The sequence below is a fragment of the Caballeronia sp. SBC1 genome, assembly GCF_011493005.1.
Lineage (GTDB): Bacteria > Pseudomonadota > Gammaproteobacteria > Burkholderiales > Burkholderiaceae > Caballeronia.
Genome location: NZ_CP049156.1, coordinates 2,713,222 through 2,734,598 on the forward strand (window position 1 = coordinate 2,713,222; position 21,377 = coordinate 2,734,598).

Annotated in this window: 22 protein-coding genes; 1 reads left to right on the top strand and 21 read right to left on the bottom strand. The window is 60.4% G+C overall.

Features of this window, described 5'->3' with window-relative positions:
* Positions 1-53 precede the first annotated feature (53 nt).
* Positions 54-1,436 (top strand): sigma-54 dependent transcriptional regulator, encoded by a 1,383-nt coding sequence (locus SBC1_RS11955; protein WP_165987725.1) that lies wholly within the window; start codon positions 54-56, stop codon positions 1,434-1,436.
* 101 nt (positions 1,437-1,537) lie between these two features.
* On the opposite strand, the gene nagZ is transcribed toward SBC1_RS11955, so the two are convergent.
* The 21 genes from nagZ to rpmF all read right to left on the bottom strand — a co-directional run bounded on the left by nagZ (position 1,538) and on the right by rpmF (position 21,295).
* Complete coding sequence (gene nagZ / locus SBC1_RS11960) at positions 1,538-2,542, bottom strand: beta-N-acetylhexosaminidase (protein WP_165988830.1); 1,005 nt, start codon at positions 2,540-2,542, stop codon at positions 1,538-1,540.
* Positions 2,543-2,605: 63 nt separating this feature from the next.
* Entirely contained in the window at positions 2,606-3,049 is a 444-nt protein-coding gene (gene acpS / locus SBC1_RS11965) for a holo-ACP synthase (RefSeq protein WP_165092165.1), read from the bottom strand.
* 62 nt (positions 3,050-3,111) lie between these two features.
* Positions 3,112-3,885: a pyridoxine 5'-phosphate synthase gene (gene pdxJ / locus SBC1_RS11970; protein ID WP_165092166.1), complete on the bottom strand. Its 774-nt coding sequence runs from the start codon at positions 3,883-3,885 to the stop codon at positions 3,112-3,114.
* Positions 3,882-4,808: a DNA repair protein RecO gene (recO, locus tag SBC1_RS11975; RefSeq protein ID WP_165987727.1), complete on the bottom strand. Its 927-nt coding sequence runs from the start codon at positions 4,806-4,808 to the stop codon at positions 3,882-3,884. Before recO ends, pdxJ begins: the two co-directional genes overlap by 4 nt.
* Positions 4,795-5,694, bottom strand: a complete 900-nt coding sequence (gene era / locus SBC1_RS11980; RefSeq protein ID WP_165092168.1) for a GTPase Era — start codon at positions 5,692-5,694, stop codon at positions 4,795-4,797. Before era ends, recO begins: the two co-directional genes overlap by 14 nt.
* Before the next feature lie 106 nt (positions 5,695-5,800).
* Positions 5,801-7,168: a ribonuclease III gene (gene rnc / locus SBC1_RS11985; protein ID WP_165092169.1), complete on the bottom strand. Its 1,368-nt coding sequence runs from the start codon at positions 7,166-7,168 to the stop codon at positions 5,801-5,803.
* A gap of 212 nt (positions 7,169-7,380) precedes the next feature.
* Positions 7,381-8,274 carry a signal peptidase I gene (gene lepB / locus SBC1_RS11990; RefSeq protein WP_165092170.1) on the bottom strand — a complete coding sequence of 298 codons (894 nt, stop codon included), beginning with the start codon at positions 8,272-8,274 and terminating at the stop codon, positions 7,381-7,383.
* Between the two features lie 21 nt (positions 8,275-8,295).
* Positions 8,296-10,086 carry a translation elongation factor 4 gene (gene lepA / locus SBC1_RS11995; RefSeq protein ID WP_165092171.1) on the bottom strand — a complete coding sequence of 597 codons (1,791 nt, stop codon included), beginning with the start codon at positions 10,084-10,086 and terminating at the stop codon, positions 8,296-8,298.
* 131 nt (positions 10,087-10,217) lie between these two features.
* A complete protein-coding gene (locus SBC1_RS12000) occupies positions 10,218-10,490 on the bottom strand; it encodes a glutaredoxin family protein (RefSeq protein WP_370469562.1) in 273 nt (90 codons plus the stop codon).
* Between the two features lie 5 nt (positions 10,491-10,495).
* Positions 10,496-12,106: a DegQ family serine endoprotease gene (locus SBC1_RS12005; protein WP_165092172.1), complete on the bottom strand. Its 1,611-nt coding sequence runs from the start codon at positions 12,104-12,106 to the stop codon at positions 10,496-10,498.
* A 19-nt stretch (positions 12,107-12,125) separates the two neighbouring features.
* The gene (locus SBC1_RS12010) at positions 12,126-13,169 is read right to left on the bottom strand and encodes a MucB/RseB C-terminal domain-containing protein (RefSeq protein ID WP_165092173.1); all 1,044 of its coding nucleotides are present in this window, start codon (positions 13,167-13,169) and stop codon (positions 12,126-12,128) included.
* Positions 13,169-13,801: a sigma-E factor negative regulatory protein gene (locus SBC1_RS12015; RefSeq protein WP_165092174.1), complete on the bottom strand. Its 633-nt coding sequence runs from the start codon at positions 13,799-13,801 to the stop codon at positions 13,169-13,171. The genes SBC1_RS12010 and SBC1_RS12015 overlap by 1 nt, the downstream gene beginning before the upstream one ends.
* A gap of 80 nt (positions 13,802-13,881) precedes the next feature.
* The gene (gene rpoE / locus SBC1_RS12020; RefSeq protein WP_047844769.1) at positions 13,882-14,481 is read right to left on the bottom strand and encodes an RNA polymerase sigma factor RpoE; all 600 of its coding nucleotides are present in this window, start codon (positions 14,479-14,481) and stop codon (positions 13,882-13,884) included.
* 95 nt (positions 14,482-14,576) lie between these two features.
* A complete protein-coding gene (locus SBC1_RS12025) occupies positions 14,577-15,071 on the bottom strand; it encodes a hypothetical protein (RefSeq protein ID WP_165987729.1) in 495 nt (164 codons plus the stop codon).
* Between the two features lie 34 nt (positions 15,072-15,105).
* Positions 15,106-16,344, bottom strand: a complete 1,239-nt coding sequence (fabF, locus tag SBC1_RS12030; RefSeq protein WP_165092176.1) for a beta-ketoacyl-ACP synthase II — start codon at positions 16,342-16,344, stop codon at positions 15,106-15,108.
* 146 nt (positions 16,345-16,490) lie between these two features.
* A complete protein-coding gene (gene acpP, locus SBC1_RS12035) occupies positions 16,491-16,730 on the bottom strand; it encodes an acyl carrier protein (protein ID WP_004197638.1) in 240 nt (79 codons plus the stop codon).
* A 262-nt stretch (positions 16,731-16,992) separates the two neighbouring features.
* Positions 16,993-17,733 (bottom strand): 3-oxoacyl-ACP reductase FabG, encoded by a 741-nt coding sequence (fabG, locus tag SBC1_RS12040; protein WP_165092177.1) that lies wholly within the window; start codon positions 17,731-17,733, stop codon positions 16,993-16,995.
* Positions 17,734-17,801: 68 nt separating this feature from the next.
* On the bottom strand, positions 17,802-18,734 hold the full coding sequence (gene fabD, locus SBC1_RS12045) for an ACP S-malonyltransferase (protein WP_165987731.1): 933 nt from the start codon (positions 18,732-18,734) through the stop codon (positions 17,802-17,804).
* Positions 18,735-18,812: 78 nt separating this feature from the next.
* On the bottom strand, positions 18,813-19,802 hold the full coding sequence (locus tag SBC1_RS12050) for a beta-ketoacyl-ACP synthase III (protein ID WP_165092179.1): 990 nt from the start codon (positions 19,800-19,802) through the stop codon (positions 18,813-18,815).
* Entirely contained in the window at positions 19,802-20,974 is a 1,173-nt protein-coding gene (gene plsX / locus SBC1_RS12055; protein ID WP_165092180.1) for a phosphate acyltransferase PlsX, read from the bottom strand. The genes SBC1_RS12050 and plsX overlap by 1 nt, the downstream gene beginning before the upstream one ends.
* A gap of 141 nt (positions 20,975-21,115) precedes the next feature.
* Positions 21,116-21,295, bottom strand: coding sequence for a 50S ribosomal protein L32 (rpmF, locus tag SBC1_RS12060; protein WP_047844776.1), 180 nt, complete (start codon positions 21,293-21,295; stop codon positions 21,116-21,118).
* Positions 21,296-21,377 lie beyond the last annotated feature (82 nt).

The window sequence follows — 21,377 nt, forward strand, 5'->3', positions numbered from 1 at the left end:
GAAGGCGACCGGCACGGAACGCATTTCAGACCATTTGATACGTTGTGTCCGCCATGCCACACGCTTTGATTGTCGAAGACGATCCCAATAGCCTTTCCGGCCTGTCCGCCATCCTCGCGGCCGACGGCTTTTCCGTCGATACCGCGACCACGCTGGCCGAAGCGCGCTCTGCCTTGACGCGCTTCATCCCGGACGTCGTGCTGGTCGACCTGAACCTGCCCGACGGCAGCGGTCTCGACCTGCTTCACAACCTGCCGGCCCAACCGCCCGGTGGTGCGCTGCCTGTGATTGTGATGACGGGTAACGCGACGGTGGAGAGCGCTATTGAGGGCTTGCGCCAAGGGATCTGGGATTATCTGCTGAAGCCGGTCAACATTCCGCGCTTGCGCAGCTTGCTCGCCCGTATTCCGCGCCCTTACGAGTTGACGGAAGAAGTACGGGCGTTACGCTCCACGCTGCGAGAACTCGGCTATTTCGGTGGATTGCTTGGTCGCAGCGGCGCGATCCAGCATGTCTACGATCTGATTGAACACACCGCGCCCACGGAAGCGGCCGTGTTGATCTGCGGCGAAAGCGGCACTGGCAAGAAAATCGCTGCTCGCACGCTGCATGAGATGAGCCGCCGCCGCAAAGGCCCGTTCGTTTCGTTCAACTGCGCCGCGGCCAACGAAACCAGCAATCGTTCGATGGAAAGCCTGGTGTTCGGCCACGAACGCGGTGCGTTTGCCGACGCGGAGAATCGTGAACCCGGCTTGCTTGAGCAAGCGGGCGGCGGGACGCTGTTCCTCGATCAGATTGATGCATTGCCGATCCCGCAGCAGGAAGCGCTGCTACGCGCGCTCGATTCGCAGACCTTCATGCGCGTGGGCGGCAGCAACAAGATCGTGACGGACTTCCGCCTGCTCGCCGCGACGCGGACGCCGGTGAAAGACGCGGTTGCCGACGGCAAATTGCGCGAGGATCTGTTCCTGCGCCTGAACGCGTCGTCGATCGCCTTGCCGCCCTTGCGCGACCGGGGCGACGATATTGCGTTGCTGGCCGAGCATTTCGTCGATGAACTGAATCGCGAGAACCACATGAGCGGCATCACGAGCGGCGCGCCCAAACGCGTGAGCCCGGATTTCATTCGCGAGTGCCTGGCGACCGAATGGCCCGGCAATGTGCGCGAGCTGCGCGAACGAGTGCGGCGCGCGTATCACGCATCCGGCGATGTCATCGAAACCTTGCGTGCCGATGAGCAAGCCGGCGCAGGCGGACGCGGACTCAACGGCAGCAGCGTGCAGGTGACAGTGGGCACGGCGCTCGCCGATGTAGAAGACATGCTGATTCGTGCAACGCTGGAAGCGGTGGGCGGCACGCGGCACCGCGCGGCCACTCTGCTCGGGATCAGCCCCAAGACGCTTTACAACAAGCTCCAGCGCATGAAGCTGGAGTGACTGGACCGTGCTTGAAACAAGCCGCTCGTTCCTTCGAACCAGCGGCTTTTTTTACAGCTGCGCTTATCTGCACTCGCCTTCGTTCTACATTAGAAAGCGCTTCAGCCCAGCGCACTTTTCACCAACGCCCGCGCCTGCTGATACTCCACCTGCTCCATGAGCTTGCCCCAGCTCCACGCGCGGCCTCGTGGCCGCATCCGCCGCAAGCGCGTCTGCGACGCCTTCGTCTGCACGAACGTAAGCCGCTCCAGCACCTTCTCCGCTTCGTCCGGCTGATTGCAGATCAGCACCATGTCGCAGCCTGCCGTGAGCGCCGCCGTGGCCGCTTCGGTCAGCGTTCCTCCGGCGCGGGCGGCTTCCATCGACAGGTCGTCGCTGAAAATCGCGCCGTTGAAACACAGCTTGCCGCGCAAGATCTCCTGCAGCCAGACTCGCGAAAAGCCCGCGGGTTTTTCATCGACCTGCGGGTAAATCACGTGCGCCGGAATCACCGACGCCAGAGACATGCCCAGCCAGTCGTACGGTTTGATATCGGCGGCGAGGATGTCTTCGAGCGAACGGTCGTCCACAGGCATGGCCACATGCGAATCCGCCGATGCAAACCCGTGCCCCGGAAAATGCTTGCCGCAATTGGCCATGCCGGCGAGTGCAAGACCGTGGTTCAGGCTCTTGGCGAGCATTGTCACCACGCGCGGGTCGCCATGCAACGCACGATCGCCGATCACCTTCGATTGCCCGTAATCGAGGTCTAGCACAGGCGTAAAACTCATGTCGACGCCGCACGCACGCAGTTCTGCCGCGAGCACATAACCGAACGCGGTCGCGGTTTTCGTCGCCAGCAACACGTCGCGATCCCACAGCTCGCCCAGCTTGCCCGGCGCGGGCAAAACGGTGAAGCCATCGGTACGGAAACGCTGCACGCGGCCGCCTTCGTGATCGACGGCAATCAGGATGTCGTCACGAACTGCACGAATAGCGTCAGTCAGCGCGACGAGTTGCGCGCGATCCTGGAAATGCCGTGCGAAGAGGATGATGCCGCCGGTCATCGGATGGTCGATACGGCGAATGTCGGCGTCGGAGAGGGTGGTGCCGGCCACGTCGAGCATGACCGGCCCGGGAATGCGTTTTAACGAGTTCAAATTGAGAGCGATTAATTGAGAGCGACTAAGTCAGGGGGTTTTTGTTGCTGTGTTTGGTTCTGGGTTTGCTTGAGTGTTCGCGTGCGTTTCCGCGATCACAAACGACACCGCGTAATCGCGTTCATCGGTGATCGTGACCTGGGCGGTGATACCACGCACCGCCATCCAGTCGGCGAGTTCTCCCGACGCGACAATCTTCGGCTTGCCGCTCGGCTCGTTGAGCGTCTGCAGCGCTCGCCACGTCATCGGCCAGTGCATGCCAAGTCCGATCGCCTTCGAAAACGCTTCCTTCGCGGAGAAACGCGTCGCGAGAAATGCGAGGCCGCGGACTTCGGAGCGTGCTTTACGCGCGTGGTAAATGCGCAGTTCGTCGGCCCCGAGCACCTTCTCGGCGAAGCGCCCTTTCGTGCGCTCCATCACGCCTGCCACGCGGCTCACTTGAACGAGATCGGTACCGATTCCATAGATCGCCATCGTTGGACCTGAGTTGGGTTCCTGAGCTGGGTTGCCAGCGGTTATCGTTTATGGCTTATCGTTTATCGCGATGCAGTCGCGGCAAGGCGCGATGCCACCATGATCGCTTTCATCTCGCGCACCGCATTGTCCCAGCCGGCGAAGATGGCATGCGCAACGATCGCATGGCCGATATTCAATTCCACGATACCTTCCAATGCCGCGATCGGCTGGACGTTGGTGTAATGCAGCCCGTGCCCGGCGTTCACTTTCAAGCCCAGGGAATTGCCGAAATCGACGCTGCGCGCCACGCGCTCGAACTCCTTCTGCTGCGTGGCTTCGTCGTGGGCTTCGGCATAACAACCGGTATGCAATTCGATCACCGGTGCGCCGGCTTCGTGCGCGGCGCGGATCTGCGTTTCATCCGCGTCGATAAACAGCGACACCCGTGCGCCCGCTTGACGCAATTGCTCGCACGCGGCTTTCACGGCCTGGAATTGCCCGGCGACATCAAGCCCGCCTTCAGTCGTGAGTTCCTGACGCTTTTCGGGCACGAGACACACGTCATGCGGACGCACACCGCACGCAATATCCAGCATTTCCTGCGTCACCGCGCACTCAAGATTCATTCGGGTTTTGAGCAGCGGACGCAGCGCGTGGACATCGGCATCGACAATATGCCGGCGATCTTCCCGCAAATGCAGCGTGATGGCATCCGCGCCCGCTTCTTCGGCTTGCAGCGCGGCGCGGATCGGGTCGGGGTACGACGTGCCGCGCGCGTTGCGCAGCGTGGCGACGTGATCAATGTTGACGCCCAGATCGATCACGTTCGCGGGCGACGAGAGAAAGAAGCTCATAGATTTTGCAGGTCGATCAGGATTTGACGGGTGGCGAGCGGCGTGCCGCCAAGGTACACGTTCAGCAGAAAGCGCATCAGCGTCTTGCTTTGCGCGGCCGTCTGCGGGCGGCTGTATTCGTCCTTCTCCATATCGAGAAGGGTTTGACCGGCGATCACCGGCCATTGCGACGGTACATCATCCGATGCGTCGCGCACACCGCGTTCGGGATCGAAGACGTATTTCTGATCGGCGAGAACGGGTTGGCGCGTGATGGTTTTATTCAACGCCATCGCGTAACCGGTTTCGCGCAGCAGAACACGTTCGAAGGAGCGTAGCGCATGCAAGGCGGGCTCACCGTGCGCGAGACGCGACAACGTCAGCACGTAATGATTGAACAACACGGGATGCGCGTCTTCACGGGCGCAGAACTTGACGAGCAATTCGTTGACGTAGAAGCCGCATAACAACGCGTCGCCGGCAAGGGGCAACATGCCGCCCACCCATTCCGCTTGCGTCAAGGTACGGACTTCGCCCTTCCCCGTCCACGATAACCCCAGCGGCTGGAAAGTTTGCAGTACGCCGCGCAACGCGGAATGCGGTCGCTTGGCGCCCTTGGCGACCAGCGCAACGCGGCCGTGATCGCGTGAGAACACGTCTAGCACGAGACTCGTCTCGCGATACGGATAGCTGTGCAGCACAAACGACGGCTGCTCGGCGATACGAAAGTCCGAGCGCGGCGCGGCGCGCGGTGGTCTTGGGGCCTTGGGTTCTTTGGATTCCGCTTTCGACTCTTTTGGCGCGGCGGATTTTGCAGACGCAGGCACCGTCCGGCGCCTTTTAGGCGCAGGCGCTGAAGGCTCGTCGGTGCTGAAGTTATCGTCGGCGAGCGGATCGGATTCTGCGTCGGAAGACTGGGTCATCCACGCGTCATTCGTACCCATAGGCGCGCAGTCCCGCTTCGTTGTCCGCCCAGCCGCTCTTCACCTTGATGAAGGTCTCGAGATACACGGGGCCATCAAAGAGCCGTTCCATATCGAGGCGCGCTTCGGTGCTGATCTGCTTCAGCTTGGCGCCCTTCTGCCCGATGATCATCGCTTTGTGGGTATCGCGTTCGACGAGAATGGTCGCGAAAATGCGGCGCAGGCGTCCTTCGGTTTCCCATTTATCGATAAGCACCGTGCTCGTGTACGGCAATTCGTCGCCAGTCCAGCGGAACACTTTCTCGCGCAGGATTTCGGCGGCGAGAAACCGCTCGCTGCGATCGGTGAGATCGTCTTCGCCGTAGATAGGCGAGCCTTCCGGCAAATACGGCTTCACGACTGTCATCAGACGCGTGATGTCGTCGGGATGCTTCGCCGTCATCGGCACGATTTCCTTGAAGTCGTGCAGCGCGCTCATTTTCTGCATGAACGGAAAGAGCGTTTCCTTATCGCTCACGTGATCGAGTTTGTTGGCGATCAACAGGCAAGGCGTGTCGTTTGGAATCAGGTCGAGCACCTTCTGGTCGTCGGGACCGAAACGGCCCGCTTCGATCACGAACAGAATGGCATCGACGGATGTCAGCGTCGACGTGACCGCGCGGTTCAGCGAACGGTTCAGCGCGCCGCTGTGCTTGGTCTGGAACCCGGGGGTATCGACGAAAATGTACTGCGCGTCGTCCAGCGTGTGAATGCCGGTGATGCGGTGGCGCGTAGTCTGCGCCTTGCGCGACGTAATGCTGACTTTCTGCCCGACCAGGGCGTTCATCAAGGTCGATTTGCCGACGTTCGGCCGACCGACGATCGCGACCATGCCGCAGCGGAAACCAGAGGGAGTGGGAGCGTTCATAATGTGTGCGGCTGCGGATTCGGTAAATTCGTGGGGACGCGTAGCGTCGTGATCAGGCGGGTGTTCGGTAGCTTGCGAGCTTTAGCGGCGGGCGTCAGCGCCTGCATTAATGGCCGGTATCGGCGGCACGTACGACGGTTTCATCGACGCTTTCTTCCAGGTGTGCTTCGACCTTCGCGTCAACGCTCTCTGCGCCCTTCGAGGCTGTTGCGGAATGCGCCGCAGGCACGTCTTCACGCTGCCGTGCGGGGCTTGCGGGTTTCTCGGCAGCAGATGCTTCAGCACTTTTTGCTGCGGGCTTGTCGGCTTGCTTGTCAGCCTGCTTCGCGACCGCCTTCTCACCCGCACTATCTGCCTTCGCAGCGCTTTTTTCCACCGGGTTATGCACAGCGTTATCCACTGCGGGTTCGACGTGCACGGCCGATGGCTTGTCCGTGTTTTCGCTTCGGGCCACCGGCATCTCAGTTGCTGCTTTCTCGGCCTTCTCTGTCTTTTCTGCCCGATGAATCGTCGTCCGCTCGGTTTTTTCCGCGCTGGCGAATGCCCCCGCCGACGGTTCCACATGCGACGCGCGAATCACCGCGAATGGCGCAGTGGCCGGCCGCTCGGGATCGTTATGCGTGTTGCTGCCATGACCAGTGGTGCTATTACTGCTGGCGCTGCTGGCACGTGCGCGCTCACGCCGGTCCGGTGCACGCAGATCGAGAGCCGCCTGCACGCCCGTCACGCCCGGCACGATTTCCGGCTCCACCTGCTTGGCTGCGCGCGCACCCTTGCGCTTCGGCTTCGCCGTCATGGCCGGCGCGGCGGAAGCCAGCTCGTCAAGCGCCTTCTTTGCCGCAGCCTGTTCGGCCGCACGCCGGCTCGCACCGGAACCCGACACCTTCACCTCAAGCTTCGGCACCGTGCATTCAACTTCGAACTGCTGGTTATGCGCCGCGCCGTGCGTGGCCACGACCGTGTAGGTCGGCAATGCGATCTTGTGACCTTGCAGATATTCCTGCAACAGCGTCTTCGCGTCTTTACCAATCGTGCGTGGATCGATGTGGTCGAGAATTGGCGTGTAGAGCCGCTTGATGACCTGGAGCGCGGCGTCAAAACCTCCGTCCAGAAAAACTGCGCCGAAGATGGCTTCGAGTGTGTCGGCCAATATGGACGGGCGGCGGAAGCCGCCGCTGCGCAACTCGCCCTCGCCCAGCCGCAACGCCTCGGAGACATTCAGCGCCTGCGCAATCTCATAAAGTGACTGCTGCTTGACGAGATTTGCCCGGACGCGAGAAAGGTCGCCTTCATCGAGTTTTGCGAATCGCTGGAACAAAAGCGCAGCCACCACGCAATTTAGAACGGAATCTCCGAGAAATTCGAGTCGTTCATTGTGCGTGGCACTGTGACTACGGTGGGTCATCGCCTGGCGCAGCAATTCCGCATTGCGAAATTCGTACTGGAGCCGGCTTTCCAACGGGGTTGAGGGCATGGGCAGAGTATAACGCGGGCGCCGGAAGGGGCGAATCCAGCCGAAAGGCCGAAAAACCGCAAGGAAAATGACACGACAAGCACACGTTAGCCGTGATTCTTCGTGCTGTTTCTAGACGGCTCAAACGTGGCTTGCAATAACAACTACGCCGCGATGACGCGGCGTAGTTGTCGAACGAAGTTACTGCTTCTGATACGGCTCAAAAACGCGCTTCAATGGAACACACCAATGCGTTTCAAACTGCTGAAGTTCATCCAGATAAAGAATGCGCGTCCGACGATATTCGCATCCGGCACAAAGCCCCAATAACGGCTGTCTGCACTGTTATCGCGGTTGTCGCCCATCATGAAATAGTTACCCGCCGGCACTTTGCAGATGACGCCTTGAGCGTTGTAGTTGCAGTTGTCTCGAAACGGGAAGTCGTCGGCGCCGATCACGAACGGCGGCACTTGCGCGTTATTCAGGATCGCGTTCTTGCGGCCATCAAGATCTTCTTCGAACTGCTTCGCATAACCAATGCGTTCATCGTCGAAGAAATCGGGCAGCGGCGTTTCCGGAACCGGCTTGCCGTTGATGGTCAGCTTCTTGTCCTGGTATGCAACCGTATCACCAGGAAGGCCGATCACGCGCTTGATGTAATCCACCGACTCGTCTTTCGGATAACGGAACACGACTACGTCACCACGCTTGAGCGGCGTGCCGCTGGTCAGCTTGGTATTGCTGATTGGCAGACGCAAACCATATTCGAATTTATTAACGAGGATGAAGTCGCCCACCAACAGTGTTGGCACCATGGACCCCGACGGAATCTTGAACGGCTCGACCACGAACGAGCGCACCACGAACACGACCAGGATCACCGGAAAGAAGCTCGCGGAATATTCCAGGTACCACGGCTGACGGAGCTTTTCATCGCGCAGGCGAGCGCGCGTTTGCGGCGCGTGTTCATCGGCGAAACGAGGCTCAAGGCGTGCCTGCTGTTGATCGAAATCCGCTACCGCTGCGTCTGCTGCCCGGCGCCGTTGCTTCTCAAACACCAGTTTGTCGAACACCCACGCAATCCCCGTCACGATGACGAGCACCAAAAGAATCAACGCAAAATTCATCAATCGTTTCCGGTTGTTTTATTAATCTTCGACGCGAAGAATCGCGAGGAAAGCTTCTTGCGGAATCTCGACCGAACCGACTTGTTTCATGCGCTTCTTGCCGGCCTTCTGCTTTTCCAGAAGCTTTTTCTTTCGCGAGATATCGCCGCCGTAGCACTTTGCCAGAACGTTCTTACGCAATGCTTTAATGTTCTCGCGCGCGATAATGTTCGCGCCAATAGTCGCCTGGATTGCCACGTCGTACATTTGCCGCGGAATCAGCTCGCGCATCTTCGACGCCACTTCGCGCCCGCGATGCTGGCTCTGCGACCGGTGCACGATCACCGACAACGCATCGACTTTGTCGCCGTTAATCAGCATGTCGACTTTCACCACGTCCGACGCGCGATATTCCTTGAACTCGTAGTCCATGGAGGCATAACCGCGCGATGTGGACTTCAGCCGGTCGAAGAAATCCAGCACGATTTCCGCCATCGGGATTTCATACGTGAGTTGAACCTGGCGCCCGTGATACAGCATGTTGATCTGCTGGCCGCGCTTGTTCGTACAGAGCGTGATCACCGCGCCCACATACTCCTGCGGCATGTACAGGTTCACGGTCACGATCGGTTCGCGCACTTCTTCAATGTACGAAGGCTCCGGCATCTTGGCCGGGTTCTCGACCTGGATCAGCACGCCATCGCGCTTCACGACCTCGTACACCACGGTCGGCGCCGTGGTGATGAGGTCCATGTCGAACTCGCGCTCGAGCCGCTCCTGCACGATCTCCATGTGCAGAAGACCGAGAAAGCCGCATCGAAAACCGAAACCGAGCGCTTGCGACACTTCCGGCTCGTATTGCAGCGAGGAGTCGTTGAGCTTCAGCTTTTCCAGCGATTCACGCAGTGCGTCGTATTGGTTCGCTTCGATCGGATACAAACCCGCGAACACTTGCGGCTTCACTTCCTTGAAACCTGGCAGCGGCGCTTCGGCCGGACGTGCGACGGTGGTGACCGTATCGCCAACTTTCGCCGCCTGCAATTCTTTAATGCCCGCGATGATGAAGCCCACCTGCCCCGCCGACAGCGACGCGAGATTCGTGGCTTTCGGCGCGAACACGCCGAGACTTTCGACCGGATAAATTGCGCCGGACGCCATCATCTTGATCTTGTCTTTCGGGCGCAGCGTGCCGTTCTTGATACGCACGAGCATGACCACGCCGACGTAATTGTCGAACCATGAATCGATGATCAGCGCCTGCAGTGGTGCGTCCGGATCGCCCTTCGGCGGCGGCACTTTGGCGATCAGCGCCTCTAGCACGTCGGTCACGCCGAGGCCTGTCTTGGCGCTGCAACGCGTAGCATCGGTTGCATCAATCCCGATCACGTCTTCAATTTCTGAAATCGCGTTCTCGGGATCTGCTGCGGGCAGGTCGATTTTGTTCAGGACCGGCACGACTTCCACGCCCAGCTCGATTGCCATGTAGCAATTGGCGACCGTCTGCGCTTCCACGCCCTGACTGGCGTCGACCACGAGCAGCGCGCCTTCGCAGGCGGACAGCGAGCGGCTGACCTCGTACGAGAAGTCGACGTGGCCCGGGGTGTCGATCAGGTTCAGGTTGTAGACCTGACCGTCGAGCGCCTTGTAGCTCAGTGCGGCGGTTTGCGCCTTGATGGTGATACCGCGTTCGCGCTCGAGATCCATGGAGTCGAGCACCTGCGCGTCCATCTCGCGATCGGACAAGCCGCCGCACAACTGGATGATGCGATCGGCGAGCGTCGACTTGCCGTGGTCGATGTGCGCAATGATCGAGAAGTTACGAATATGATTCATTCAGTGCCGATCAAGCAAAAAGGCGCGCCCAGACAAACGCGGAGCACGCCTTGAAAATGGGGGTGAAAAACTTATCTATTTTAGCCGAAAAGGCGGGCTGACGGCGGATTTTACGGGAAAGGTCCGATTGCTCAGGGACTTATACGCGTGCCGGGTGTGCTTAAAAGCGTGTTTAGGAGCGCATCCCGCACACGCGTTTCGTCCAGCCGGTAGTGGCATAACTCCACGCCATCCAGCACCAGAACGGGCACGAGCTCGTCGTATAGCGCTTCGAGCGCGGGATCGGTGTCGATATCGATCCACTCGATCGCGACGCCGAACTCAGCCGCAATCGGCTCAAGCCCGGCGCGCAAGTCTTCACACAGGTGGCACCATGCGCGCCCGTAAAGCTTAAGCGCGCTCATCGTGCTTATTTCTGCACCGGCGCACGCGGGCGCAACGGCACGAACTGCGTGTTGTCCCCACGGCGCACCAGCACCGCGACCATCTTGCTCGGGTCAACGTTTTGCGCGACCGCGTCGAATTGCTTAGCGCTCGTGATATCCGTATCGCCAATCCGCAGGATGATGTCGCCCTTCTGGAAGCCGGCACGCGCCGCTGGGCCTTCAACCGCATCCACCATCACGCCGTTGGTGAGTTTCAGCGCCTTCTTCTGGTCAGCCGGAATGTCGCTCACCGCAATGCCGAGCGTATTGCTTGCGCTTGCCTTCGGCGGCGGCGTCTTCTTGGTCTCAGCCTTCGCGACCTTGTCCGGCTGCATTTCCGCGATGGTAATCGGCAAATCGCGCGACTCGCCCTTGCGCCACACGGTGATCGTCGCCTTCGTGCCCGGCTTCGTGTCACCGACCATGCGCGGCAGGTCTGTCGCGGTGGTCACGTCGTGGCCGTTGTACTTCAGGATGATGTCACCCGGCTGGATACCCGCCTTGTCGGCCGGCCCGCCCGCTTCCACACTGCTCACCAGCGCGCCCTGCGCCTTCGGAAGCCCAAGCGAATCCGCCACTTCCTTCGTGACCTCGCCGATCGCCACCGCAATGCGGCCGCGCGTGACCTTGCCCGTTGTCTTCAGTTGATCGGCGACGCGCATGGCTTCATCGATAGGAATCGCGAACGAAATCCCCATGAAGCCGCCCGTACGGCTGTAGATCTGCGAGTTGATGCCAATCACCTCGCCCGCCATATTGATCAGCGGGCCACCCGAATTACCCGGATTCACCGCGACGTCAGTCTGGATGAAGGGCAGATAGTCACCCGTGTCACGCCCCTTCGCGCTGACAATACCCGCCGTCACCGTGTTGTCGAGCCCGAACGGCGAGCCGATTGCCAGCACCCATTCACCCACACGCACCTTGTTCGAATCGCCGATGGTAATGGCCGGCAAGCTTGTCGCCTGGATCTTGACGACCGCCACGTCCGTGCGTTCATCGACACCGATTAGCTTCGCCTTGAATTCGCGTTTGTCCGTGAGCGTGACGTAGATGGTGTCCGCGTCGTCGACCACGTGGGCATTGGTCATCACGTAACCATCGGCCGACATGATGAAACCCGAGCCCACGCCGCTGCTCTGCTCCGAATTGTCCGGAGTGTTGTCCTGCGGAGCGCTGCCGCTACCGCTGTCGCCGCCTTGATCGCCGCCTCCGCTTCCGCCGTTCCCGCCGTTCCCACTACCGCTTCCACCACCGCCGCGCGGCGAACCCGGCGTGCCGGGCATCGGAATACCGAAGAAACGGCGGAAAAACTCCGACATATCGCCTTCGTCCATGCCGGGTGGCAAGCCGTGCAGATCGTTGCTGCTGCTGACGCGAGTTGTCGTACGAATATTGACGACGGACGGACCTACTTTGTCGACGAGTGTGGTGAAGTCCGGCAAATTCACTCCCGGCACCGCGACCGTTGCGGCAGCAGGCGCGGGCGTCGACGCGGGCGCCGTTGCCGTTGCTGTGGCCGCGAAGGTCGCGAGCGGCAGGCATGCGGCAAACGCCGCGGCCGCGAAATAGGTGCGCAGCGAGAGATTGCTCATATCGTGGTGGGCCGAGGAATTACTTGGAAGGCTTGTATTCTATGGCAGAAGCAAATTGCTGCAACGTGGCCTGGGGCACTTCGCCCAGCAAGGTAATCCAGAAATCCCCGCGGCGCTTGACCAGCACGTGTGTCGCGCCGCTATTACCCGCACCTTCCTTGCGGGAATTTTTTTCAACGGGCTCGACAAAAATCGAGATTGCCGCGAGTCCGTCAGAGAAAACCGCCTGATCGACAGGAATAGGCGGTTGACCTTCTTCACGCGACGCCATCGGCCGGCGCAACTCGCGAATCTCGCGGAAACCCGGCACGGCAGGGGTGATCTTCCAGCCCTGCGCTTCCATATCGACAGGCTGAACCGGCGGGCGCACGACCGTCCACCCGGCTATGTTCTTGATCCCGTTCGCAATGGCCGCGCGGTCCACGGACCCGCCAATCTGAACTTGCGAGAATGAAAGCTGTTCGAGCACCTGGCCGTCGGGGCCAAGCGTCTGCGCACGCAGGAGAAGACCGGTTTTCGAGTCGGCCCACAGCTTGTAGGCAAAACGCCAGGCATCTTTCGGATCAAGCTCGATCACCTGACTGTCGATCCCGGCGACACGGTCCGGCCCCAGCATTTTTGGCTCGTAAACCGTCAGGACCTGCTCGCTGCTGGTTGTCAGCAACGACGGGAACGCGTCCTTGTTCTGGCGTTTTTCGACGACCACCAAATGCCGTTCAGGTACGAACGTGTACATGTCGTCGTCGTGGCGAAGCATCTTGCGAGGCTGGCCGTCCATGCTCTCCAGCGATTCGAACTCACCGTCGCTGCGCGCTGCCGAATGGGTAATCCGCGACGATTGCACCGTTGTCCCACGCTGGTAGACGAAGGTGCCCTCGAAGTTCTGCTGCTGTGCGGCGTCGTGAATCCGGTTGAGCAGTTCCGCAGCGGACTTGCGCGCGGCGGCGGAATCGTCGCCTTGCGCAAAAGCACTCGATGCCGCGGATAACAACGCGGCTGCGCAGAACATCAACGCCGGCAACCGCCCCCAATGAGTCGTTTTCTTCAACCGCACACGTTGCATCAGTTATTGGCCTGGCTGGTAGCCGCAGTGCGAATCAGAGGCATCGAGCCCGGCATGACGGGCTGTTGGGAGAATTGCTGATGCGCTTCGAGATACTGGTCCAGGCTTGCGTCGCGAATGATATTCGCTTCGACGACTGGCGAGCGCGTGCTGGCGGCAGGCATGGAAGCCATGGCCACGCGCTGCACATGATCCGACGACAAGGACGCCATCTGCGCGCTGTTGTGGCCGTCTACGCCCTGCAATTGCGGCACGACGATCCACGTCAGCGTGGCAGCCGCAGCCGCGACGGCGAACGCGGGTACCACGCGGCGGCGGAACAGCCGCGAACGCAAGCGCTCGGCGGAGACCGCCGGAATGGCCGCGGGCGCGAATACGTGCGCTTCGGCCTCGAAACGCGCCGAGAACGCGTTCATGAACGCGCTGCTGGCTGCAGGACTTGCCGCAAGATCGTCGGAACGCAGGGCGTCGCCGATCAAGTGGAAATCCGACCACGCCGCGCGATCCTTCTGCGTAAACCCGGAAAGAAAATGGCTGATGTCGACCGAACCGTCGAACGATTCTCCATCGACAAAAGCGGACAGACGCTCGCCTCGCGAGCTAGCTTGCGATTGCACCGAAACCGACCCCATGATGCTCCCCATCTTGACTGCACCCCGTAGTGACACTACCTGACTCAGATACCGCGTCCCTGCCCCGCGCATTTGCACCGTTACCAGCGCTTGCCTTCGGGAGTGTCCAGCAACGGACGCAATTTTGCCGCAATGGCTTCGCGAGCACGAAAAATTCTTGATCTGACGGTTCCAATAGGGCAACCCATCATTTCGGCTATTTCCTCGTAGCTCAGACCTTCAATCTCACGAAGAGTAATGGCGGTGCGCAACTCTTCCGGTAAAACCGCCATCGCAGCATTGACCGTCTGTGCGATCTGCTTGCTCATCAACATCGACTCGGGCGTGTTGATATCCCTTAGTTGGTCTGCATCGGAGAAAGTTTCCGCTTCTTCTGCATCAGCTTCGGTAGAAGTTGGAGCACGCCGGCTCTGAGTGGCAAGGTAGTTCTTCGCGGTGTTCACCGCAATCCGGTAAAGCCAAGTATAAAACGCCGATTCTCCGCGAAATTGCGGCAACGCGCGATAAGCCTTGATAAAGGCATCTTGCGCGACGTCCTCAACCTCGGCGGGATCCCGCACGAGACGGGAGATAAGCCGGATGATTTTGCGCTGATATTTGGCGACCAGTAGCTCGAACGCTGCTTTGTCGCCTTTTTGCACGCGTTCGACCAGTACCTGATCGATTTCTTTTTCGCTCACCTGGGAAATCCGTTAACTTTGGGGGTGCTACGCGGAGGGCTATTGTAGCGTTACGCCGCTGGAACACGCGGGATGCTGACCGGCGGTTACACGGGTTACAGATGTTCCTGGGCGCAACGCCGGGCGCGCACGGCCAGCTCACGGAACGCGGAGGCGTCGGCGGGCGCGTCGGCGGCCACCAGAAACGATGCCGGGCGGCCTGCCGCCGGGACCAGGGTGAGGGCAAGCAAGCGGTCGCTCCACTGGGCGCAACCTGCAATGCGCCGGTATTGTGCGTTCCCGGCGCGATCCCATGTGGTCAAACCATCTTGTCCAATCTCGAACGCAACGGGTCGGCGCCGCTCGCCGCCCCAGGCCGCAGTGGCCAACGCGGCAGTCACGGTCAAAGCCGCTACGCATCCGCTGAGCAACCCGGCGTAAGCCGCTGCGCATTGAAATACCGACCCGGCCGCCACCACAACAAATGCAGCGGTGGCGCCCCACAGGAACCGTGAGGGACGGAGTGTGTGCCGGCGCGGGGAATCGGGCAGCAAGCCGGCGGGGAGCAAGTCCGCTGACGCCCGTGGCAACAGGATGTGCACGCTGGTCATTCGCCGGTCCCCGCGACGATCAGGCGCGCGCCGCTCAATGCTTCTTGAAAACGAGCGTGCCGTTCGTGCCGCCGAAACCGAACGAGTTCTTCAGCGCCACGTCGATCTTCATTTCCCGCGCTTCGTTTGCGCAGTAGTCCAGGTCACATGCCGGATCCTGGTTGAAGATGTTTATGGTGGGCGGCGAGATCTGGTGATGCAGCGCCAACACGGTGAAGACCGATTCCAGTCCACCGGCGCCCCCAAGCAGGTGGCCTGTCATCGACTTGGTGGAATTCACCACGATCTTCTTCGCGTGGTCGCCGAACGTGTTCTTGATACCAATGGTCTCAGCCAGGTCGCCGAGCGGCGTGGACGTGCCGTGGGCGTTCAGGTAGTGCACTTCGTCCGGATTGACCTGGGCGTTTTTCAATGCATTGCGCATGCTGCGCCGTGCGCCGTCGCCGTCTTCCGGCGGGGCGGTCATGTGATATGCGTCGCCGCTCATGCCGTAGCCACTGACTTCGGCATAGATCTTCGCGCCACGCGCCTTCGCATGCTCATACTCTTCGAGCACCATCACGCCAGCACCTTCACCCAGTACAAAACCGTCGCGATCCTTGTCCCACGGACGGCTGGCGGTAGCGGGGTCGTCGTTGCGCTGGGACAACGCGCGCGCCGCCGCAAAGCCGCCGACACCCAATGGCGACACAGTTGCTTCAGAGCCGCCGCAGATCATCACGTCGGCATCGCCGTATTCGATCAGCCGCGAGCCTTCGCCGATGCAATGCAGACCCGTAGTACATGCAGTCACAATGGCCAGGTTCGGTCCTTTCAAACCGAAGCGGATAGACAGATGGCCGGAGATCATGTTGATGATCGACGCCGGCACGAAGAACGGCGAAATCCGGCGCGGGCCGCGATTCAGCAATTCCGTTTGCGTGACTTCGATCATTGGCAGGCCGCCGATTCCCGAACCCACGACAACGCCCACGCGCTCCGAGTTTTCCTCGGTGATTTCCAGTCCGCTGTCCTGCATGGCTTGCACGCCTGCAGCAATGCCGTAATGGATAAAGGTATCCATGTGGCGCGCTTCCTTGGCCGGCATATAGTCTTCGACATTGAAGCCTTTGACTTCGCCGGCAAAGCGCGTGGAGAAGTTCGTGGCATCGAACTTCGTGATCTCGGCGATGCCCGACTTGCCAGCGACCAGATTGGCCCAGCCGTCGGCAACGGTATTGCCGACAGGCGAAATCAGCCCAAGGCCTGTAACAACAACACGACGACGGCTCACGGTAACCCCTTATCCATAAATGACAAAAAGCAAAAGCCACAAGATCCACAGGAAATTGCCCTGTGAGCCCTGTGGCTGTTAAATCGGTTCGAATCGCGACAGAGCGTCAACCCCGAATAGTGTAGAAGCAGCTTGGCGCGCGGGCCTTAGGCCTTGACGTTAGCGCGAGCGTAGTCGATCGCTTGCTGAACCGTCGTGATCTTCTCAGCTTCTTCGTCAGGGATTTCCATGCCGAATTCGTCTTCGAGAGCCATCACGAGTTCGACGGTGTCGAGCGAGTCAGCGCCCAGATCGTTGACGAACGAAGCTTCGTTCTTGATTTCGGCTTCGGCGACGCCCAGTTGTTCGGCGACGATCTTCTTCACGCGCTGTTCGATATTGTCCATGCAGCCCTCCGAGGGAAATGTAGTTCAAAAACACAAGTGCGCGCATTTTATCAGGTTTGTACCCGTAAATACCCACGCACGGAATCAGCTTTGTTTAGCCCGTGACATGCCTTTGATGCCCGTCACGTTCTTTCTTGCGCCCTTTCCTGCTTACCACTTCTGACAGCAAATTTCGCGTCTCGCGCATCGCGCTTCAGGCGTTGTTCTTTGAGTCAGCACTTTGCGCACCCGCCACACGGCGCGGATATTAACGAAATGCCTGTCACATGTACATGCCGCCGTTCACATGGAGCGTTGTCCCCGTGATGTAGCCGGCGTGCGGGGAAGCCAGGAAAGCCACAGCATGAGCGATATCTTCGGGGCTGCCCAGTCGGCCGAGTGGTATCTGTGCTGTGAGTGCCGCACGCTGCGCTTCCGGCAAGACCTTGGTCATGTCGGTATCGATAAAACCCGGCGCAATGCAGTTCACCGTGATCCCACGGCTGCCGATTTCACGGGCCAGCGCCCGCGTCATGCCTGCCACGCCGGCCTTCGCGGCCGCGTAATTAGCCTGCCCCGGGTTGCCCGACGACGCCACCACCGACGTAATATTGATAATCCGTCCGCCGCGCGCTTTCATCATCGGGCGCAGCACTGCGCGCGAAAGACGGAAAACGGCGCGCAGGTTGGTATCGATGACGGCGTCGAATTCGTCGTCCTTCATGCGCATCGCGAGTTGATCTTTCGTGATCCCGGCGTTGTTCACCAGCACGTTGAGGCCACCGAATTCCTTGACCACGCCGTCGATAAACGCTTCGCTCGCGGTCGCGTCAGTCACGTTCAGCACGGCGCCACGGCTTTGTCCGCCAAACTCTTTCAACGCTTCGGTAATGCCCTCAGCGCCGCTTTCACTGGTCGCGGTGCCAATCACGGTCGCGCCCTGGCGCGCGAGTTCAACCGCGATCGACCGGCCGATACCTCGCGACGCGCCCGTCACAACCACTATGTGCTTGTCCAAAATCATCTTTCGTCCGTTCCTTGGTTTTGCCTGACCCGTTGGCTTAACTGCCCTGGCCTATCTAGCTGACGAATTCAGCCGGCGAGCAGTTTGCGGGTTTCTTCGAGCGACGCCGGATCGAAGATCGACGCACCGATCAGCGTACTGTCGATCCGCTTCGTCAACCCATTCAGCACCTTGCCCGGACCGCATTCGATCACGTGCGTGAACCCTTCGTGCGCCATCTTCTGCACGGTTTCGACCCAGCGCACAGGACCCGCGGCCTGACGCACAAGCGCGTCCTTGATGGCAGCCGGTTCGACGACGCTCGCGACATCGATGTTATTGATCAGCGGAATCTGCGGCACGCTGATACTGACGCTCGCCAGATACTCGCGCAACTGGTCCGACGCCGGCTTGAGCAGCGACGAATGGAACGGCGCCGATACCGGCAGCGGCAATGCGCGTTTCGCACCCTTGGCCTTCGCGATTTCGCAGGCTTTTTCAACGCCTGCTTTCGCACCGGCGATCACCACCTGGGACGGCGCGTTGAAGTTAACCGCCTCCACAACCCCCGCCGACGATGCTTCGGCGCAGACGGCCCGCACAGCGTCGTCGTCGAGACCGAGGATTGCGGCCATGCCACCCTCACCTACCGGCACGGCGCTCTGCATGGCTTGCGCGCGAAACCGCACGAGCGGCACGGCGGCAGAAAACGGCAGGGCACCGGCGACAACCAGCGCCGTGTATTCGCCCAGACTATGACCCGCGACGATCGCCGGCTTGAGCCCGGTTTCCTTTTCCCACACGCGATAAATCGCGTACGCGGCCGTCAGCATGACGGGTTGCGTGTTCGTGGTGAGACCCAGTTCTTCCACCGGGCCAACGGCCATCAGCTTGCCCAGATCCTGGCCAAGTGCATCGGATGCTTGTTGCACGGTTTCGCGCACCACGGCGTGGTCGGCAAATGCATTGAGCATGCCGACCGACTGGGAACCTTGTCCCGGAAAAACGAACGCGAATTTCATGAGGTCCTTGCTCGATTGGATTGTCGAATGACTGACGTGGCGTGATGACGGGGGAGCCTTGTCGGGCTTAATAACCGCTTAATAGCGGATAACCGACGCGCCCCACGTGAAGCCACCGCCTACCCCTTCGATCAGCACATGCTGGCCGCGCTTGATACGGCCGTCGCGCACGGCGACGTCGAATGCGAGAGGAATGGATGCCGCCGACGTATTGCCATGCTCGCCAACGGTCACGACCATGCGCTCCAGCGGCACATGCAACTTGCGCGCGGTGCTTTCCATGATGCGGATATTGGCCTGATGCGGAATGAGCCAATCGATATCGCCTGCTGTCAATTGCGCTTTCTCAAGCGCCTCGACGGCCACTTTTTCCAGCACCTTCACCGCCAGCTTGAACACAGCCTGACCATCCATGTGCAGGAACGCGCTGCCTTCGATCACACCCTTGTTCACATTACCGGGCGTGCACAGGATGTTCGCGTGACTGCCATCGGCGTGAAGCGCACTGGACAGCACACCAGGTTCGTCGGAGGCTTGCAGGATCACGGCGCCGGCGCCGTCGCCGAACAGCACGCACGTGGTGCGGTCGTTGAAATCGAGAATGCGTGAGAAAGTTTCAGCACCGACGACCAGCGCCGTACGATTGGTGCCGCCCCGGATCAGGCTGTCGGCCATTGCAACGGCATAAGCGAAGCCCGAACAGACCGCCTGAATATCGAACGCAGCGCCGCCGTTCTTGATGCCGAGCTTGTTCTGCAACAGGCAAGCCGTACTGGGGAAAACGAAGTCGGGCGTGGACGTGGCGACAATGATCAGATCGATCGATTGCGGATCAATACCCGCAGCCTCGATCGCATGACGCGACGCCTGCAAGGCGAGTTCGCTGGTCGCCTGATCAGGAGCGGCGAAGTGACGCGCATGTATACCGGTGCGGGCGACGATCCACTCATCGCTCGTTTCAACACCCTGTTTGGCCAGACGCTCGGCCAGATCCTGGTTCGTTACACGATCTGGCGGCAGGTAACTGCCCGTTCCGATCACGCGGGAATAGAGATTCGATTGAGCCATTATGCCTTCGAGGATAGCGCGGCACCCGGTTCGCCCGGCTGCACGAGCGGGCTGGCGACGACCGTATTATCGCCTGGGGCGACGGGGTCGGCCGCGGGGTCGGCCTGATTCGGGACCACGGTGCCAGCAGTGTCAGCGCAAGCGCCGAGTGCCGTTTGTTGCACGGGAGCAGCGTTTTCTTCCATGGCGCGCACGAGGCGTTCAAGCACGCCATTTTTGACCGCATCATACCCGCGTTTGATAGCCCATTCAAACCCGTAGGCTTGTGCCGATCCGTGGCTCTTGATGACCAGCCCGCGCAAGCCGAGCAGCGCGGCGCCGTTGTACTGGGCGGGGTCGACCCGCCGTTTGAAGCGTTTGAGAACGGGCAATGCGACGAGCGCCATCAGCTTGGTCGCGAGCGATCGGCTGAATTCCTCGCGGATCATGTCGGTCAGCATCTGCGCCAAACCTTCCGAGGTCTTCAGCGCCACGTTGCCGACAAAACCGTCGCACACGACCACGTCGGTCGTACCTTTATAGATGTCGTTGCCTTCCACGTTGCCGTAGAAATTGAGCGTGCTTGCGCGCAGCAATTCGCCGGCGCGTTTGATGGTCTCATTGCCCTTGATGACTTCTTCGCCGATGTTGAGCAGACCAATGGTCGGCCGCTCCTTGTCCCCGATAGCGGCGACAAGCGCGTGGCCCATTTCGGCGAATTGCAGCAAGTGTTGCGGCTCGCAGTCCACGTTCGCGCCCAGGTCGAGCACGGTGGTGAAGCCTTTCTGGCTTGGCATTGCGAATGCAATAGCCGGGCGCTCAATGCCTGGCAGCGTCTTGAGCACATAGCGGGACACGGCCATCAATGCGCCGGTGTTGCCTGCCGAGATGCACGTCTGGGCCTGGCCGTCCTTGACGAGATTGAGCGCTACCCGCATGGACGAGTCTTTCTTCCGGCGCAGCGCAACCTCTACCGGATCGTCCATTTCGACCACTTCGGTGGCCGGGACGACCGTCAGCCGGGTTTCGCCGATGGCTTTGCACTTCTTCAGCTGCGCGCGGATGGCCGATTCGATGCCGACAAGCAAAAGCTGCGCATCAGGATGCGAACGCACGAAACTGACCGCGGCGGGAACGGTCACGGCCGGGCCGTGGTCGCCTCCCATGCAGTCGATAGTGATCTTTACGGTCATGGAGTGCGACGAATTTCAGGCACAAAAAAGCGGCAGTGAAATGCCGCCTTCTTGTCGTACCAGGAAGATGTCAAGCGCGAACAACCGCGACTCAGACCACGAGTCAAGACGGTAACGCCAGACGCAACAAGCGTCGTACGCTTAGTCGTTCTTCGTCTTGATGACTTTCTTGCCACGGTAGTAGCCATTCGGGCTCACGTGGTGACGCAGATGCACTTCACCCGTGCTCGGCTCAACGGCCAGCGGCGCTGCGGTGAGGAAATCGTGCGAACGATGCATGCCGCGCTTGGACGGCGATTTCTTGTTTTGCTGAACTGCCATGATGACTCCAGAAAAATTTTGCGAATTCTAACACAGCTCGACACGCCGGAGACCCTGACCTTGGGCCAGTGAGTCGTCCGGA